The sequence below is a fragment of the Paraburkholderia sp. TE9906 genome (assembly GCF_056279605.1).
The window spans coordinates 88826-107543 of record NZ_JBWCCT010000012.1; the positions used below are offsets into that span (position 1 = coordinate 88826).

An 18718-nucleotide genomic window follows, 5' to 3' on the forward strand; every position below is an offset into this window, starting at 1 on the left:
GAACACGCAAGCATCAACTGCGCGGCACCCCATCCTCGACCAGCACCGAGATCGGCATCGCTGCCAACGCATCGCGCAGATACAGCAGGCCGTTTTCATCGACCTTCGGCGCGGCCGGACTCAGCCAGTCGAACAACGCTCGCGCTGACAGATCGGACGGCATTGCCACCGCCGTATCCGCCCATTGCGCCGGATCGACCATCGGCAGATCGCCATCGTCGCCGAGCAGTCCGGCGGCGAGCCGGCTCGCCACCACCACCGCCCAGGCGTTGCCATGCCGCCGCGCAAACGCAATCACATTCGACGCATGCGCCCCGCGCACCGCGAGCGGCAGATACGTGCTCTGACTCAGCAACTCCGGCAGATGCGCGCGCAACGCGAGCACCCGTTGGATGACCGCGAGTTTCACGCGTCCATTGCGCCAGTTCGGCAGGAATTCAGATGGCGGCGTCTCGACGAGCCACGCCTCGCGTTTGGCGAAATCGACGGGTCGCCGGTTGTCTGGGTCGACGAGGCTGAAGTCCCATAACTCGGTGCCCTGATAAAGATCGGGAATCCCAGGCGATGCCAGCCGCAACACCGTCTGCTGCAAGCTGTTGAGCGCGCCCGCACGGCTGATTCGCGCGACGAACGCAGACAGTTCCTTCAGGAACCCATCGCGCCGCTGCGGCGCCAGAATGTCGAACAGAAAATCGCGGCAGCCGGCTTCGTACGCTTCGTCGGGTGCGAGCCAGTTGGTTTGCAGCTTCGCTTCACGCAGCGCCTTCAACTGCCATTGCGCGACGCGCTCGGCCAGTTCCCGCACGGCCGCTTCGTCGTCCACTTGCAGTTCCGGCGGCCAGCAGCCCACCAGCGTTTGATACAGCATCGCTTCGGCGGCGGGGCCGGGTGCCCACGCGGCGCTTGCGCCCTGACCCGGGCCAACGGTGCTGATCGGCTTGCCGTCGAGCGAGCGCCGTTGCGGCGCATTCAACGTGGACCATGCACGCAGCGTCGCGCCCCAATCGTCGGCGATTTCGCTCAACACCGCGAGCCGCGCGCGGACATCTTCGCCACGCTTGTGATCGTGCGTGGCCGTGGCGAGCAGCGCGTGCGGGAAGCGTTGCGAACGCTCGAGATTCGCCGCATGAAACTGCTCGACCGATAACGCGAATTCGCCCGGGTCCGAGCCCACTTCGTTGCGCGACAGCAATCGGCCGTAGCGATAGCACGCGGTATCTTCGATCGCCTTCGCGGCGACCGGCGCGGTCAACTGCGAAAACAACGTCTGCGCGGTGCGCCGCGAGGAATTCGCATGACTCGGCGGCACACCGTTCTGTGCCTGCTGCGGCGCTATGCCGGCCCGCGTGGGCGGCGTGTCGTCGGCACTGCCGCCGAGCCACGCGTTTACGCGCTCCAGCGCGACATGGTCCGCGCGCGACAGCGCTGCTCGCGCGCCGGCCAACGCCTGCTCGAAATCGTGGTTGTCGGCGGCGCTGCGCAAGCCGCTCTGCGGATAGATCCGATACACCGGGAAATGCACGACCAGTTCGGTCAGCACGCGGCGCAACGTGGTGAAGGTGAAGTCGCGCGTCGTCAGTGAATCGCGGGCGATGCGATGCAACGCCCGCGCCGCGCGGTCCAGTTCCGCGGAGAGGTTCTCCGCGAGAATCTTGCGGCGCGCGGCGAGCGCTTCGTCGGCGAAACGGGGGCTGCGGCCGGTGAGTTCGGCCCATGTCCGCGCGAGCGGTTCGGCGCCGGCCGGATCGTGCAGCAGCGCGCCCACGTCGTTCATGAAGTCGTAGCCGGTCGTACCGTCGACGGGCCAGTCGTCGCGCAGCGGCTCGCCGCGGCCGAGAATCTTTTCGACCACCACATAGGGCGCGGTGTCGCGCAGTTCGGTGAGCCGCTGCCGCAACCGCTGGCAGTATTCGCGCGGCTCGGCGAGACCGTCGATATGATCGATCCGCAAACCGTCCACGAAGCGTTCCTGATACAGCCGGAAAACCAGCGCATGCACGGCGTCGAACACTTCGGGCCGTTCCACCCGCACACCGGCCAGCGTCGAGATATCGAAGAAGCGCCGCCAGTTCACTTCATCGGAGGCGGTGCGCCACCATGCAAGCCGGAAATGCTGCCGCTCGATCAGCCGATGCAAACGGTCGCGCGTGACCGGGTCTTCGGGCGCATACGCCTGCAACAGGAACTCGATGGCCGATTCGCCGTTTTGCGTGACGAACTCGCGCAGTGCGTCACGCCCTTCGGCGGCGCGCGGCTGATCGGTGGGTTGCGTCGTCAGTCCGTGGAAGCGTTCGGCGAGCGCGCTGAGATCGGCCCGGTCGGCGCTTTGCAGGATCGACGCGTAATCGATCGGGCACACGGGAAACACATGCGGACCGTAGCCGATATAAAAGCGCCCGCTGGCGGCCGCGAAACGCAGCGCGATCCGACCCGCCGCGAGTTCGTCGCCGTAGGCCGCGCCGAGCGTGGGCAGCAGCACCTTGCCGCGCAGCGCGGGATCGGGCGAATGCCAGTCGACGTCGAAATGCCGCGCATAGGCGCTATGGCGGCCCCATTCGAGGATATCGAGCCACCAGGCGTTGCTCGATCCGCCGACGCCCATGTGGTTCGGCACCATGTCGACGATCAGCCCCATGTTGTGCGCGCGCAGCTTGTCGACGAGGCGCTTCAAGCCCGCCTCGCCGCCGCATTCGGCGCTGACCTGGGTGTAGTCGACGGTGTCGTAGCCGTGCGTCGAGCCCGGCTCGGCGGTTGTGATCGGCGACGCGTACAAATGGCTGATGCCGAGCGCGGCGAAGTAGTCGACGTGTTGCGCGGCGTCGTCGAACGTGAAGCCTCGATGGAACTGGAGGCGCAGCGTGGAGCGCGGGGCGGTCATGGCGTATCAGGTTCCGGGGGAGTGCCAGAGGCAGCGGTGGAAGGACGGGGCGCGCCAGGAGCACGAACGCCGGAGGCGGCGCGGCGCGCGCGATCCACCGCCAGCAGGCGATCGTCGAGGGTGCCGTCGGCGAACATCTCCTCGATCGGCAGGCTCATGCGGCGGCGCCAGTTCGGATGCTCGTCGATCGAGCCGGGCAGATTCGGCTGATCGACCAGCGCGAGCAAGTCTTCGAGCGGAAACGTGACGAGCGGCCCGGGCGTCGCCGCGACGAACGCCAGCGCTTCATCGACCGGCGCGCTGTCGGGCGGCGGCGGGCCCACCTGCGGCGCGGCCACGCCGGCTTGCTGGAACGCGCGCCACAACGCGGCGCGGTCGGCCGCGCGCTCCTCCTGGGCGGCCTGCTCGGCGTCGCGGCCGTCGGCGCGCGCCATCGTCTGCCCGATCCGGTTGCGCCAGGTGATGTCACTGCCGCGCCACCAGCCGGCCACGGTCGGCAGATCGTGCGTGGTGGTGGTGCCGACCGCGTTGCGATCCCACTCCTGCGGCGGCTTGAAACCGTTGCCATCGTGCGCGCCCTCGAACCACAGCACGCGAATCCCGGCGATGCCGTGATCGTCGAGACGCTCGCGAAAACCGGGCGGCACGGTGCCGAGATCCTCGCCGATCACGATGGCGCGATGCCGCCACGATTCGAGCGCGATCAGGCGCAGCAGGTCTTCGAGGGGATAGCGCAGGTAGGCGCCGTTGCGCGCGCTCTCGCCTTCGGGCACGAGCCACAGGCGCCGCAAGCCGAGAATGTGATCGATGCGGATGCCCCCCGCGTGCGCGAACGTGGCGCGCAGCATGTCGATGAACGCGGCGAAGCCCTGGGTGCGCATCGCACGCGGCGAGAAGGTGGTGAGGCCCCAAGCCTGGCCGGCCTGGTTGAACAGGTCCGGCGGCGCGCCGACCGACACGCCTTGCAGCATGTCGTCGCGATACGACCATGCGTGACTGCCGGCGCTGTCGCAGCCCACCGCGAGATCGGCGATGAGGCCGACGGCCATACCCGCTTCGTGCGCCGCGTGCTGCGCGTGCGATAAACCCTTCGCGGCGAGCCATTGCAGGAACAGATGGAAATCGACCTCGTGACGGTTGGCGTCGGCGAACGCTTCCACTTCCGGGCTGCGCGGATCGCGCAACGCTTCGGGCCAGTTGCGCCAATGGCCGTTGCCGCCTTGCGCGAGTTGCGCCGCTTGCAGCGCTTCGAAACGCGCGTGGTCTTCGAGTGCGCGTCCGGCGCGCTCGCAGAAGCCGTGGAATTCGAGCGCGCGTGGCGTGTCCTGTGTGCGGTCGTGCGTGCTGAATTGTTCGTAGAGCGCGCGCAGCAGCTTCAGCTTCAGCGTGACCGCGCCCGGCCAGTCGATCAGCGGCAGACCTTCGAGCGCCGACCAGGCGTCGCCGGCCTGCGCGGCGTCGAGCGCCGCGCGCATGGCGTCCGTGCCGAACACCGCGGCGGGGTCGATATGCGTGACGTTCAGCCACAAGCGCGACGACGGCGAATAGGGGCTGAAGCGATTCGGCTCAGCGCTGAACATCGCGTGCGTCGGACTGACGGCGAGCGCATGCGCGCCACGCTGCGCGCTGTCGACGGCGACACGCGCGAGCGCCGAATAGTCGCCGATGCCGCCGTCACCGCTGCGCCGCAAGCCATACAGTTGCGCGGCGATACCCCACAACGGCGGCGTCGGTGTGGCACCGTCGGGATGCAGCGTGCGCCACGCGTCGTCGACGGTGTAGCAGCGCGAGGGTGCGATGGCCAGCGTCACGCGTTGCTCGTTGATCACGAGCGTGTGATAGCCGGGTTCGTCGATCGGCGCGAGCAGGGCCTCTTCGCCTTTGGGCGCGGTAAAACGGCCGTCGATGATCGAGCCGCTTTCGAGTTCGATCCGGTAGTGGCTGCCCGATTTGACCGCCGCGATGTGCAGCGCGATGCCGCGCCCGACCTCGGCGGTCATCAGCGGCGGCATTTTGCGGCCCGACGATTCGGCCTCCAAAGCAGCGGTGCTGTGGCGGATTTGCGTCGCGTTGCCGCACGGCAGACCCATCTGTTCGAGCAGCACCGCGAGGGTCTTCTCGGGTACATGCTGTGTCTTCTGGTGCGCGTCCTGCCATTCGACCTCGAAACCGGCGCGAGTGGCGAGGGTGGCGATCGTGTCGCCGGGGCGTCGGGTAGTCACGCGTGGCGCTCCTGTTGACCCGCGACGCGGGCATCGTGGCCGATGGCGTAGTCGCTGACGTCGCCGCTCAGCCATGCAACGAACGCGTGCGCCGGCAGCACGCCGGCGTCGATCTGCTCGCGCACGCGCGGCGGCGTTTCGAAAATGACCTTGCCGGCGGGGACGTGCTCGAACGCGACGTTTTCCTTCGACAGATTCAGCGCGATCGACAAGGTCTCGCCGTCGCCCAGTTTCCAGCGGGCGACCAGCGCGTTCGCATCGGCGCCGTTCGCCGTGCCCAGCACGCTCGCGCCGAGCGCCTTGCTGTGTTTCAGGCGCGGCGTGATCAGCTTGGCGCGTACGGCGAGCGCGGATTTATAGAAATGCATCCAGTCGAGACGGTCTTTCGCATCGGCATCGGCATCGGCATCGGCATCGGCATCGGTATCGCCTTGCGCAGGCGCTTCGGCAAGCGCAGGCGGCGAAGATGCGGCGAACGTCTTCACATCGTTCGGGTCGGGAATCTGCGCGCGCCGCTTTTCATCGCTGAACGACGAGAAGCGCGCGAATTCGCGGCGGCGTCCTTCGCGCACGGCGTCGGCGAGTTCACCGGTGTAGTCGGTGAAGAACAGGAACGGCTGCGTCGAGCCATATTCCTCGTCCATGAAGAGCAGCGGGATTTGCGGCGACAGCAGCAACAGGCCGGTGGCGGCGCGCAACGCGTCGTCCGAGGTCAGCTTGCGAAGCCGCTCGCCGAACGCGCGGTTGCCGATCTGATCGTGGTTCTGCAGAAACATCACGAACGACGTGGGCGGCAAATGCCCGCTCGCTTCGCCGCGCAATTTGCCGTCGTGAATCGGCGACGGGTCACCCTGATACGCGAAGCCCTCCGACAGCACGCGCGCAAGACGGCGGATCGGCTGATCTTCGTAGGCGTGGTAGTAGCCTTCCGTTTCGCCGGTCAGCAGCACGTGCAGCGTGTTGTGCGCGTCGTCGTTCCATTGCGCGTCGAAATGCGTTTCCAGCAGACTCGCGCTGTTGTGCTCGTTTTCCAGCACCAGATGCACATGCCGGCCATGCTGCACCTTCGTGCGAATATGCTCGGACAGCTCGCGCAGCCATGCGTGATTGTCGATCGCGTGCACCGCGTCGAAGCGCAGACCGTCGATCCGGTATTCGTTGATCCAGTAGACAGCGTTGTCCGTGAAGAAGTCACTCACTTCACTGCGGCTGAAATCGATCGCCGGACCCCACGGCGTATGCGTGCCCTCGCGGAAAAACGAGCGTGCATACGCGTGCAGATAATTGCCGTCCGGGCCGAAGTGGTTATAGACCACGTCGAGAAAAACCATCAGGCCCAGACCGTGCGCGGTGTCGATCAGCGCTTTCAGTTCTTCGGGGCGGCCGTACGCGGAATCGGGCGCATAGGGCAGCACGCCGTCATAACCCCAGTTGTGCTTGCCGGGGAAATCGTTCAACGGCATCAGCTCGATTGCCGTGACGCCGAGCGCGACGAGCGCCGGCAAGCGCTTCTGCACGCCCGCATAGCCGCCCATCGCGCCCACGTGCAGCTCGTACAGCACGGTTTCTTCCCATGGCCGCCCATGCCAGTTCGTGTGTTCCCAGCGGTATGCGCGCGGATCGATGACTTCGCTCGGACCGTGCACGTCCTGCGGCTGAAAGCGCGACGCTGGATCAGGCACCGCCTGCTCGCCGTCGAGCCGGAAACGGTACAGCGTGCCTGCACCGCCCTCCACGGTGGCTTCGAACCAGCCGTTGCCGGCGGCCGTCATCTCGTGCGCGCCTTGCGCCGGACCGTTTTCGATCGCGACCTGCACGCTCTTGCACGACGGCGCCCAGAAACGAAACCGCGTGCACGGCTTCGAACCCGTCGCGCCGAGCAACTGCGCGCTGAACGGCAGGCAATGCGCGTGATGATGCGCGTGAGGATCAATCGGACTTTCGGACATGATTCTTCACCATTCGAATGTGCTGTCGAACCGCGCTACGCGCCTGGCGCCTGGCGTCGTGCGCGCGGAGCGCGTTCGCAAAACCGCACGCGTGACAGAGCGTGCCGTCCTGCCTGCTGTTCGTGCCGCGATGCGGCTGCCATCGCGTCGTTACTCAAGTGCCCGGCGTCAAGTGCTCGGCGACGTATCGCTGCTGGGCGGATGCGCGCCCGGATCGGGCGGCAATGCCGTCAGGAGCCGCGGCCCATGCTGCGCGCCGGCTTTCCAGCCCGCCTGCCAATCCGCTTCGCCGACCGGTTGCGCGGCCAGCATCACGAGCCCGTGCGCGGCCACCTCGACCTCGGCCACCGCCAGCCGATGTGGCGCGCTATCCGGTTCAGCAGTGTCTAACAGCACGTGCCATTCCAGATGTGGAGCGGGTGGCTGAAACCGCAGTGTTTCCTCATTTGCGTTGAGCATCATCAACAATACTTCGGTTTCGCCGTTCAAACCTGGTCCGGCGCGACGCAATGTGAATGCGCGGCCTTCGGGGTCCTGCCACGCTTCGATGGTGAGCGGATCGCCGTGCTCGTCGAACCAGCCGACATCGAACAGGCCCGGCAACACTTCGCGGTCGCCGAACAGAAAACGCGTTTCGCGTAGCAGCGGATGATGTTTGCGCAGCGCGATCACGCGCGCGACGAAATCGCTCATCTGGCGGCCGTCCGCCGACGCCGCGCGCTCCCAGTCGAGCCATGATATTTCGTTATCCTGGCAGTACGCATTGTTGTTGCCGTTCTGCGTGCGCAGCGATTCGTCGCCGGCCAGCACCATCGGCGTGCCGAGCGCCATCAGCACCGTGGCGATCAGCGAGCGGGCCACGCGTTTGCGCATGTCGAGAATCGCGGGGTCGTCGGTCGGGCCCTCCGCGCCCCAGTTGCGGCTGCAATTCTCGTTGTGGCCGTCGTTGTTGTCTTCGCGATTCGCTTCGTTGTGCTTCTGCTCGTAGGCGGTGACGTCCGCTAGCGTGAAGCCGTCGTGCGACGTGACGAAGTTGACCGACGCCCACGGTTTCCTGAAGCGCCGGTTAAAGAGATCGGCCGACCCGGTCAGACGCGCGGCGAGATCGGGGCGCAAGCCGGCGTCGCCGCGCCAGAAACGGCGCACGGTGTCGCGAAAACGATCGTTCCATTCGCCGAAGCCCGGCGGATGGTTGCCGAGCTGATAGCCGCCGGGGCCGATGTCCCACGGCTCGGAAATCAGCTTGCGTTGCGACAGGATCGGGTCCTGGCGCAACGCGTCGAAAAAACCCGAGCCGGGATCGAAGCCGTGCTGCTCACGCCCGAGCGTTACGCCGAGATCGAAGCGGAAGCCGTCGATATTGAATGCCGTCGACCAGTACCGCAGCGAGTCCATCACCATCTGCAGCACGCGCGGATGCGGCAGGTTCATCGTATTGCCGCAACCGGTGTCGTTGATATGGTGGCGCTCGTCGCCTGGAATCAGGCGGTAATAGCTGGCATTGTCGAGGCCGCGCCACGACACGGTCGGGCCCATCTCGTTGCCTTCGCAGGTGTGGTTGTAGACCACGTCGAGAATCACCTCGATGCCGGCCGCGTGCAACTGGCGCACGGCAATGCGCATTTCGTCGAGCCGGTGCGTGCTCAGATACGACGGCTCCGGCGCGAAGAACGCGGCGCTGTTGTAGCCCCAGTAGTTGCGCAGGCCGCGCTCCACGAGGAAGCGATCGTTGAGAAACGCGTGGACCGGCAGCAACTCGACCGCGGTCACGCCGAGCTTCAGCAGATGCTCGATGAACTCCGGCGACGCCAGCGCCGCGAACGTGCCGCGTTCGTGCTGACGCAAATCGGCGCGCAGCATCGACGCGCCGCGCACGTGCGTTTCGTAGATGATGGTTTCGCCCCACGGCACGTTTGGGCGTTTGTCGTGCGACCAGTCGAACGCCTCGTCGATCACGACGCATTTCGGCATGGCCGGCGCCGAATCGCGCCGGTCGATGGAAAGGTCGGCGCGATTCGAGTGCACGCGATAACCGAACAGCGCATCCGACCAGCGAAACTGGCCGACCAGTTTGCGCGCATACGGATCGAGCAGCAGCTTGTGCGGGTTGAAGCGATGTCCCTGGTGCGGCTGATACGGCCCATGCGCGCGAAAGCCGTAAGCGGTGCCCGGATGCGCATTTGGCAGGTAGCCGTGCCAGACCTCGTCGGTGCATTCGGGCAGGGTGAAGCGACGGATTTCCTTGCGGCCGGTGGGGTCGAACAGGCAGAGCTCGATTTTTTGTGCATTCGCCGAGAACACTGCAAAGTTGACGCCGAGGCCATCCCAACTCGCACCGAGCGGATACGGCGAGCCGGGCAGAAGCCGGTCGGGCATTGCATGCGACATGATTCCCCTTTCTCTGTTCTGATTTATGAACGCCAGCCTGGGTCTTCATGCAACGGGCGAGCGGCGCAAAGCGGGTGCAACACCCGCACACGCCGCGCGCCCGCTTACGGCAGGTCGTTCACTCCGCGCGCAACACGATCGTCGCGAGCGGCGGCAAGACGAGCGAAGCGGAATGCGGCCAGCCGTGGCTGGCGATGGCGTCGGTATGAATCAGCCCGCCGTTGCCCATGTTCGAGCCGCCGTACACGCCGGCATCCGTGTTTAGCACTTCCGCCCAGCGTCCCTCGCGCGGCATGCCGAGGCGATAGCCGACGCGCGGCACCGGCGTCATGTTGCAGACCACCACGAGTTCCTGGCCCGCGCCGTCGGTGCGCCGGTAGGCGAACACGCTGTTGCCGCTGTCGTCGCCGATCAGCCAGCCGAAGCCGCCCGGTTCGCTGTCCAGCAGATGCAGCGCGGACTCGTTGCGGTACAGGTGGTTCAGATCGCGTACCAGCAGCTGCACGCCGTGATGATGCGGATCGTCGAGCAGATGCCAATGCGGCGACGTGTCGTGATCGAACTCCGCCAGCTGGCCGAATTCGCCGCCCATGAACAGCAGCTTCTTGCCCGGATGCGTCCACATGAAGCCGAAGTACGCGCGCAGGTTGGCGAACTTCTGCCACCTGTCGCCGGGCATCTTGCCGAGCAGCGACCCTTTGCCGTGCACCACTTCGTCGTGCGACAGCGGCAGCACGAAGCGCTCCGAGTACGCGTACACCATCCCGAACGTCATGTTGTGGTGATGGTATTGGCGATAGACCGGGTCTTCTTGCATGTAGTGCAGCGTGTCGTGCATCCAGCCCATGTTCCACTTGAACTGGAAGCCGAGGCCGCCGTCTTCGACGCGCGCCGTCACGCCCGGCCACGCGGTCGATTCCTCTGCGATCGTGATCGCGCCGGGCACGCCCGGCACGTAGCCGACTTCGTGATTCAGGCGCTTCAGAAACGCGATCGATTCGAGGTTTTCGCGGCCGCCGTAAATGTTCGGCACCCACTCGCCGGCCGCGCGCGAGTAATCGCGATACAGCATCGACGCCACCGCATCCACGCGCAAGCCGTCGACGTGATAGCGCTTTAACCACGCCAGCCCCGACGCGACCAGGAACGCGCTCACCTCGTTGCGGCCGAGGTTGTAGATCATCGTGTTCCAGTCCTGGTGATAGCCTTCGCGCGGGTCGGCGTGCTCGTAGAGCGGCGTGCCGTCGAAGTCGATCAGGCCATGCGCGTCGTTCGGAAAGTGCGCGGGCACCCAGTCGAGAATCACGCCGAGTCCGGCTTCGTGCGCGCGGTCGACGAAGCGCGCGAACTGCTCGGGCTTGCCGAAGCGCGCGGACGGCGCGAACTGTCCGAGCGGCTGATAGCCCCACGAGCCGCCGAACGGATGTTCCGCGATCGGCATGAATTCCACATGCGTGAAGCCCATGCTCTTCACGTAGGGAATCAGCCGCTCCGCGAGTTCGTCCCAATCGAGGCCGCGCTGACCTTCTTCGGCGACACGCAGCCACGATTCCGCGTGCACCTCGTAGATCGAGAGCGGCGCGCGCGCGGTCTGCTTCCCGGCGCGCGACTGAATCCACGCGTGATCGGTCCACGGAAACTGCTCGACCTCGTCGACATGCGCGACCACCGACGCCGTGCCCGGGGGCTTTTCCGTTTGCATCGCGCACGGATCGGCCTTCAGCGGCAGCGGATGGCCGTCGCGCGACAGCAACTCGTATTTGTAGCGCGTGCCCGCGCCGACGCGCGGCACGAACAACTCCCACACGCCGGCCTGATGACGCAAGCGCATCGGATGACGGCGTCCGTCCCACGCGTTGAAGTCGCCCACCACCGACACGCGCCGCGCATTCGGCGCCCACACGGCGAAGCGCACGCCGGGCACGCCGTCCACTTCCATCGGCCGCGCGCCGAGACATTCGAGCACCGCGTACGGGTCGCCGTGGGCGAGGCGGCCCAGCGGTTCGTCGCCGAGCACCGGGCCGAACGAGTAGGTGTCCTCGACTTCCTGCACCACGCCGTGCCAGTCGATCCGCAAGCGATACGGCGCCGCCGACGTGACGCGGCCGGCGAACAGCCCGGGTCGCAACTGTTCGAGCTCGCCGAGGATCGCGCCGTCGGCGCGCGCAATCACGGTAACGTGCGCGGCATTCGGCAACAGCGCACGCACCACCGGACCCGCGTCCGTCGAATGCAGCCCGAGCTGCGAGAACGGATCGGGGTGGCGCGCTTCGACGAGCGCGTCGATGTCGAGCGGTTGGAGGCCAGCGGCCGGATCATGCTCACTCATAATCGCCCTCGGCCGGAGTAGGCGGTGTGGCGGCGCCTGGCGCCTGGGTGGATGGATCGTGATGAACGGGGGTGCCGGTGTCGCCGAGCAGACGGCTCGTGAGCGCGGCGAGACCGCGTACGGGCAAGTTGAGCCACGTCGGGCGGTTGGCCGCCTCGTAGCGGATTTCGTAAGCGGCTTTCTCGATCAGGAACAGATCGAGCAGCGCCTGTTCGGCTTCGGGCGCCACCAGCGGGGTGGGGGCATCCGCGACCGCCGCGCGGTACTGGACGAGGAAGGCATCGGTCGCATGCGCGCGGAAGCGGTCGAACAGCGCACGCTTGCGATCCGCGGTCTGCTGCGGCGCGGCTTCCGTGGTGGACTGCGCCGCCGCGCTCGCATACGACAGCGAGCGCATCAAACCGGCGACGTCGCGCAGCGGACTCGACTTCTGCCGACGCTCCTCGAGCGAACGCGCGGGCTCGCCTTCGAAGTCGATCAGATACGCGTCGCCCTGCGCGACCAGCACCTGGCCCAGGTGGAAGTCACCGTGAATGCGGATGCGCAAGGCGCCGGCGTCGGCGGAGACCAGTTTGTCCACTGCTTCGACGAGCGCGGCGCGGCGGTCGATCAGGCTCTGCGCCAACGCTTTGGTGTCCGGATCGCTCATCTGTTCGATGCGCGGCGCGAGCAGATCGAGCGCGGCGGCGAGCATCGTCTGCGTGCCGTCGACCCACGCCTTCACTTGCGCGGCGTCGGCCGGTTCCGGCGCGAACGCCGGATCGTCGGTCGGCGACGCGAGTGCGACGTGCAGTTCGCCGAGCCGCCTGCCGATGATGCCGGCCAGCTCGCTATAGCCTTCCACCAGGATCACTTCGTTGGCGCGGTCCGGCGCCGTCTCCGCTTCCGTATCGACGACGATCGCAAGCTCGTCCACCGAGCGGCGCAGATAGTCGAGCGACCAGTTCCACGCATCGCCCTGATTGTCGATGAAGCCTTGCAGGATCGCGAGCGTATGCGGCACGCCCTCGGGATCCACGCGCACCACTTCGCCATACAGCGGCGCGGTGTTCGCATAGCCGAGCTGGGTCAGATAGCGGCTGATTTCCGCTTCCGGATGAATCCCGCTGACGAGCCGGCGCACCAGCTTGAGCACGGCGGCATCGGCGATGATCAGCGAGCTGTTGCTCTGCTCGGCCGCGAGCCAGCGAATCTCCGGCCGCTCGCCGACGCTGTCCAGTTCGGCGAAACGTTCTGTGGGCAGGAACTTGATCTCGCTCTTCTGCACGGTCGGCACCACTGCGCGTTCACGCAGTTTGCGCATCACGTTGTGCGCAAAGATCGGCAGCGCGAACGCGTCCGTCAGATGGCCGACGTTGCGGCCGCGCCGCACGCGCGCCAACGCGAGCTGCATGAAAAGCGGCGTGGTGGTTTCGCCGCCCCACGTGATCGCGATCGGCACCACGTAGCGTTCGGTGTGGTCGCCCACGTCCACTTCGATTTCGGTGAACGCGAAGCCGCCGTTCGGGATCGTGGTCAACGCGGCGAGCCGCACCGCGTGCATCTTCTGATCCTTCGACGCGAACCAGCGGCGCCGGGACAGCCATGAAGGCAGCACTTCCGATTCGAGCAGGCGCACGTTCTCCGGCGTCGGGCCGGCCTGACCCTCGCGGATCACGATCGTGACGAATTCCGGCAGCGGCTCCGAATGCGCCTGCGCCCACGTCGGACGCTGGCCGCCCGCACACAGCATGAACCACAGGAAGCCGTACGGCGGGAAGGTCAGCAGATAGGTCAGCTGGCCGATCGCGGGGAACACGGAGTCCGCGGTCATTTCGATCGGCACCGCGCCGTTGAACTCGGACAGATCGAGTTCGACCGCCTGCGGCGCGCGCGACAGATTCGCCACGCAGAGGATCGGCGGCTCGCCCGGTATCTCGCGCAGATACGCGAGAATCTTGCGGTTTTCCGGCTTCAGGAAACGGATCGTGCCGCGCCCGAAGGTCTGCTTCGCGCGCCGCGTGGCGAGCATGCGGCGCGTCCAGTTCAGCAGCGAATGCGGATCGCGGCTTTGCGCTTCGACGTTCACCGCGTCGAAGCCGTACAGCGAACCCATCACCGGCGGCAGCACCAGTTGCTCCGGATCGGCGCGCGAAAAACCGCCGTTGCGGTCCGACGACCACTGCATCGGCGTGCGCACGCCGTCGCGGTCGCCGAGGTGGATGTTGTCGCCCATGCCGAGTTCGTCGCCGTAGTAGATCACGGGCGTGCCGGGCATCGACAGCAGCAGCGAATTGATCAGTTCGATGCGGCGGCGGTCGCGCTCCATCAACGGCGCGAGACGGCGGCGAATGCCGAGATTTAGCCGCGCGCGGCGGTCGCTCGCATAGGTGTTCCACAAATAGTCGCGCTCGGAGTCGGTGACCATCTCCAGCGTCAGTTCGTCGTGATTGCGCAGGAAGATCGCCCACTGGTTCGACGCGGCCAAGTCCGGCGTTTGCCGCATGATGTCGGTGATCGGGAAGCGGTCCTCGCTCGCAATCGACATGTAGATGCGCGGCATCAGCGGGAAGTGGAAGGCCATGTGGCATTCGTCTTCGTCGCCGAAATACTCCTTCACGTCTTCCGGCCACTGGTTCGCCTCGGCGAGCAGCATCCGGTTCGGATACTCGGCATCGATGGTCGCGCGAATCTTCTTCAGCACCGCGTGCGTTTCCGGCAGGTTCTCGTTGTTGGTGCCTTCGCGCTCGACCAGATACGGCACCGCGTCGAGTCGCAGCCCGTCGATGCCCATGTCGAGCCAGAACCGCATCACCTGCAGCACCTCCTTGAGCACCGCCGGATTGTCGAAGTTCAGATCGGGCTGGTGCGAATAGAAGCGGTGCCAGTAATAGGCGCCCGCGACCGGATCATGGGTCCAGTTCGACGGCTCCGAGTCGATGAAGATGATGCGCGTTTCCTGGTATTTCTGATCGGTGTCGGACCACACGTAGTAGTTGCGGTGATTCGAACCCGGCTTCGCGCGGCGCGCGCGCTGAAACCACGGGTGCTGATCCGACGTGTGGTTGATCACCAGTTCGGTAATCACGCGGATGCCGCGCGCGTGCGCTTCCTGGATGAAGCGCCTCACGTCCGAAAGCTGGCCGTAGTCGGGATGCACGTTGCGGTAATCGGCGATGTCGTAGCCATCGTCACGCCGTGGCGATGGATAGAACGGCAGCAGCCAGATTGCGTTCACGCCGAGTTCGGCGATGTAGTCGAGCTTCGCGATCAAACCGGGGAAGTCGCCCACGCCGTCGTTGTTCGCATCGAAAAACGACTTGATGTGCACCTGGTAGATGATCGCGTCCTTATACCAGAGCGGATCGTCGCTCAGGGCCGCGGGTTTGCCGCGCCGCTGCGAACGCGGCCTGGCCGTGTGGGCCGGGGCCGTGCCGACTGGCGCCTGCACCGTGGATTGGGCTGAGTCGTCACGCTTCATGTCGCACCTTCCGTTGGGGTTGGGTTGCCAGCGTCTGCGTGATGGGCGCTGTCGGGGTCGCTGTCGGCGTCATCAGGCCGCTCGGCGGGCAGGCCGCCGAGCGGCGCGATGCGCCAGATCGAAAACGGCTGGCCCGAGCCGAGTTGCACGTGCTGCCAGCGGCCATGCCATTCGAAGCGCGCACCGGTCATCTGGTCGGTGACTTCCAGCGCGCCATGATCGTGCAGATGCCAGCGCTGGAACGTGTCCCACGACAGTTCGATGTCCGCGCCCTGTTCGTTGAACGCATCGAGGTTGATCGCGACGACGATCACGTTGTCGCGTGCCTCGGTCGCTTTCTCGAACAGCAGGATGTGGTCGTTGTGCGCGGTGAGGAATGTCAGGCCGAGATGCGTTTGCAGCGCCGGGTTGGCACGGCGAATCCGGTTCAACGCGGTGATCTCGCCGGTGATGTTGCCGGGCCGGTTCCAGTCCCATGCGCGCAGCTGGTATTTCTCGGAGTCGAGATACTCCTCGCTGTTCGGCAACGCGGCGGCTTCGCACAACTCGAAGCCGCTATACACGCCCCACAGGCCCGCCAGCGTCGACGCGAGCGCCGCGCGAATCAGAAAGCCCGAACGTCCTTGCGACTGCAGATGCCGCGGGTTGATGTCCGGCGTATTGACGAAGAAGTTCGGCCGGTAGAAATCGCGCGCATCGGTTTTCGTGAGTTCGTTCATGTACTCGATGAAATCGCGCTTCGATTCTCGCCACGTGAAGTACGTGTACGACTGCGAGAAGCCGATCTTGCCGAGCCGGTTCATCATGCGCGGCCGCGTGAACGCTTCGGCGAGGAAGATCGTCTCGGGATAGCGCGCGCGCACGTCGCCGATCATCCATTCCCAGAACGGCAGCGGCTTGGTGTGCGGATTGTCGACGCGGAAAATCTTCACGCCCGCTTCGATCCAGAACAGGATCACGTCGCGCAGCGCGAGCCACAGGTCGGGCTTGGCGTCGTGCGCGTAGAAGTCGGGATTGACGATGTCCTGGTACTTCTTCGGCGGATTCTCCGCGTAACGCAAGGTGCCGTCCGGGCGCCACGCGAACCACGTCGGATGCTCCTTGAGCCAGGGGTGATCGGGCGAGCACTGGATCGCGAAGTCGAGCGCGATTTCGAGGCCGTGCGCGTGCGCGGCGGCGAGCATCGCCTTGAAGTCGTCGAGCGTGCCCAGTTGCGGATGCACGGCGGTGTGGCCGCCTTCGGCCGCGCCGATCGCATACGGACTGCCGACGTCGCCCGGCTGCGCGGTCAGCGTGTTGTTGCGGCCCTTGCGATTCGCGAGGCCGATCGGGTGGATCGGCGGGAAATACAGCACGTCGAAACCCATCTCGCGGATGCGCGGCAGTTTCGTCGTCACGTCCGCGAAGGTGCCGTGGCGCGATTCGTCGTCGCTCATCGAGCGCGGGAAGATCTCGTACCAGCTCGCGAAGCTCGCGGCGGTGCGGTCCGCGTCGATCTTGTAGATCACCGGATCGCGGCTCAGGAACGGCCGGTGGCGCGCGGCGGTCATCGCCTTCGCGGTGGTCGGCGCGAGAATCAGCGCGAGCTTCGTGTCGACGTCGGCCTTGGTGAAGAGCTTGACGATGTGTTCGAGCGGTTCCTTGACCGCGCCTTCGGTCGTCTCCACTTCGGCGAGCACCAGCGCGAACAGGTGCGTGGCTTCGTCGAGTTCGAGCTCGACGGTCTGGCCCGCCTTCAGCTTCTTCTGGATGTGCTCGACGAGTGACGCGAAGTCGTCGCGCCACGCGACCACCGTGAATTCGTGACGGCCCAGCCGTTCGAGCGGAATGCGCGCTTTCCAGATGTCGAGGCCCGCGGGCTGCGCCGGGGCCATCAGCACTTCGTGCCAGGCGGTTTCGTCGGCGGCGCGCCAGATCACGGCGGCGGCGATCTTGTCGTGACCTTCGGCGAAAATCGCGGCGCTGATTTCGGCGCGCTCGCCCACCGTGCGCTTGGCGGGAAAGCGGCCGTGGTCGACCGAGGGCGTGACGCTCTCGATCGCCACGCGCGGCGCGTCGAGCGCTTCGAGCACGGTCTTGCGTCCGCTGCGCTTGCTGTTCGCCTTGTCGATGGGCGGCGCGAGGCGGATCGGCTTTTCGCTCACCGCGCGGAACAGGCGCACGGCGCCGGGCGCGAGCGTGAACGGCGTCAAGCCGGCGGGCTCGGTGTGCCCCGCCGTATCCAGCGGCACGAAGCGCGTGAAGTTGCCCGGCACGCCCGCGAGGAAGCGCGCCGGATCGACGCGCAGCGGCGCGCCGAGTTCGGGATTGATGGCGATCAGGATCGCTTCGGCGGCGTCGCGCAGATCCGGCTGGTCGGCGCGCAACACCAGGGCGGCGGGCGCGCCTGGCCCGCTTAGCGGGCGCAATTCACCGTTGGCGTGCAGCGTCTTCGTCGTGCGAGCGAGTTCGTTCGCGCGCGTGACCCGTTCGGTGAGATCGAATTTCTTCGCCTGCACGGCGAGCGCGAATTGCGAAGCGTCGCCGCGCGTTTGCGACATCGGCTCCGTGATGCCGTATTCGAAGCCCATCGGCATCATCCAGCCGGTGCCGAGTGCGGCCGACGTGAAGAGTGCACGCCGGTAAGCCCGTTCGACGATTGCGGCATCGTGGACGTCGCTCAACTCGGCGGCGAGCCGCGTGCCGTACGGCGCCTCGGGGAAGGCAATCGGCGCGCCGGCGCGCGCGAGCGCCGCGTGCTCCTCGACCATCCAGCTCGAGCGGAAATCCCACCAGCGCACCGACGAGAACACGCTGTCGAAGCCCGCGTCGGCGAGGCCGAGCAGATCGCCGCGCGCGAGACCGGGCGTCGCGGCGAGGAAACGCACGTCGGGATGCTTCTGGCGCAGCGCGTCGCCGAGTTGCCGCCAGACGGCCGCCGGCACGCGATGCGGCGAATCGAACCGGAAGCCGCCGACACCGGCGTCGGCGAGCGCCAGCAACTGTTGCGTCCACCAGTCGACCAGCGCGGCGCGGCTGCCCGCGTCGCCGAAGTTCGCATACGCGACGTTGTCCTCGCGATGCACGTGGCGCGGATCGAGCCGCGCCTCGTCTGACTCGAATGCATGAAACCAGCCTGCATGTTCGGCGTACAGCGCGCCATCGGCGGCCATCCGGTCGATCACCAGATCGACCAGCAGCGTCAGGCCGTTCTGGCGCGCGGCGTCCGCGAGCGTGCGGATCGCGTCGGTGGCCGGCTGCGCGGCCTCGAATACCGGGTGCAGCCGGGCGTGGTTGCCGACCACCTGTCCGTGGCCGGCCTGTCCGGGCTCGAAGAGACTGCCGATCACCGCGTGATCGAAGCCCAGCGCGGCTGCGTGAGCGAACTGCGTGGGCCATGCATCGAGCGGCCCAACCAGGAGTGAATGAAAAAAGTAAATCCGCGGCGCGTACCCGTTTGGAGATTCCATCGGTCGTTTCCAGATTCGTCCTGCTGCGGTGTGGATGCAAGTG

The 18718-nt window shown here is 66.5% G+C and carries 7 protein-coding genes; all 7 read right to left on the reverse strand.

All coding sequences use genetic code 11. The annotated features are described in order from the left end of the window. Positions 1 to 13: 13 nt before the first annotated feature. A complete protein-coding gene (treY, locus tag ACZ9H4_RS27660; RefSeq protein WP_476121869.1) occupies positions 14 to 2878 on the reverse strand; it encodes a malto-oligosyltrehalose synthase in 2865 nt (954 codons plus the stop codon). Then, positions 2875 to 5100 carry a 4-alpha-glucanotransferase gene (gene malQ / locus ACZ9H4_RS27665; protein WP_408327575.1) on the reverse strand — a complete coding sequence of 742 codons (2226 nt, stop codon included), beginning with the start codon at positions 5098 to 5100 and terminating at the stop codon, positions 2875 to 2877. The genes treY and malQ overlap by 4 nt, the downstream gene beginning before the upstream one ends. Beyond that, positions 5097 to 7049: a malto-oligosyltrehalose trehalohydrolase gene (gene treZ, locus ACZ9H4_RS27670; protein ID WP_476121871.1), complete on the reverse strand. Its 1953-nt coding sequence runs from the start codon at positions 7047 to 7049 to the stop codon at positions 5097 to 5099. Before treZ ends, malQ begins: the two co-directional genes overlap by 4 nt. A gap of 168 nt (positions 7050 to 7217) precedes the next feature. After that, on the reverse strand, positions 7218 to 9437 hold the full coding sequence (gene glgX / locus ACZ9H4_RS27675) for a glycogen debranching protein GlgX (RefSeq protein WP_408146811.1): 2220 nt from the start codon (positions 9435 to 9437) through the stop codon (positions 7218 to 7220). A 118-nt stretch (positions 9438 to 9555) separates the two neighbouring features. After that, on the reverse strand, positions 9556 to 11766 hold the full coding sequence (glgB, locus tag ACZ9H4_RS27680; protein ID WP_408327581.1) for a 1,4-alpha-glucan branching protein GlgB: 2211 nt from the start codon (positions 11764 to 11766) through the stop codon (positions 9556 to 9558). Then, the gene (treS, locus tag ACZ9H4_RS27685; RefSeq protein WP_408146816.1) at positions 11759 to 15226 is read right to left on the reverse strand and encodes a maltose alpha-D-glucosyltransferase; all 3468 of its coding nucleotides are present in this window, start codon (positions 15224 to 15226) and stop codon (positions 11759 to 11761) included. Before treS ends, glgB begins: the two co-directional genes overlap by 8 nt. Further along, positions 15223 to 18675: a maltotransferase domain-containing protein gene (locus ACZ9H4_RS27690; RefSeq protein ID WP_476121874.1), complete on the reverse strand. Its 3453-nt coding sequence runs from the start codon at positions 18673 to 18675 to the stop codon at positions 15223 to 15225. The genes treS and ACZ9H4_RS27690 overlap by 4 nt, the downstream gene beginning before the upstream one ends. Between the last annotated feature and the right edge of the window lie 43 nt (positions 18676 to 18718).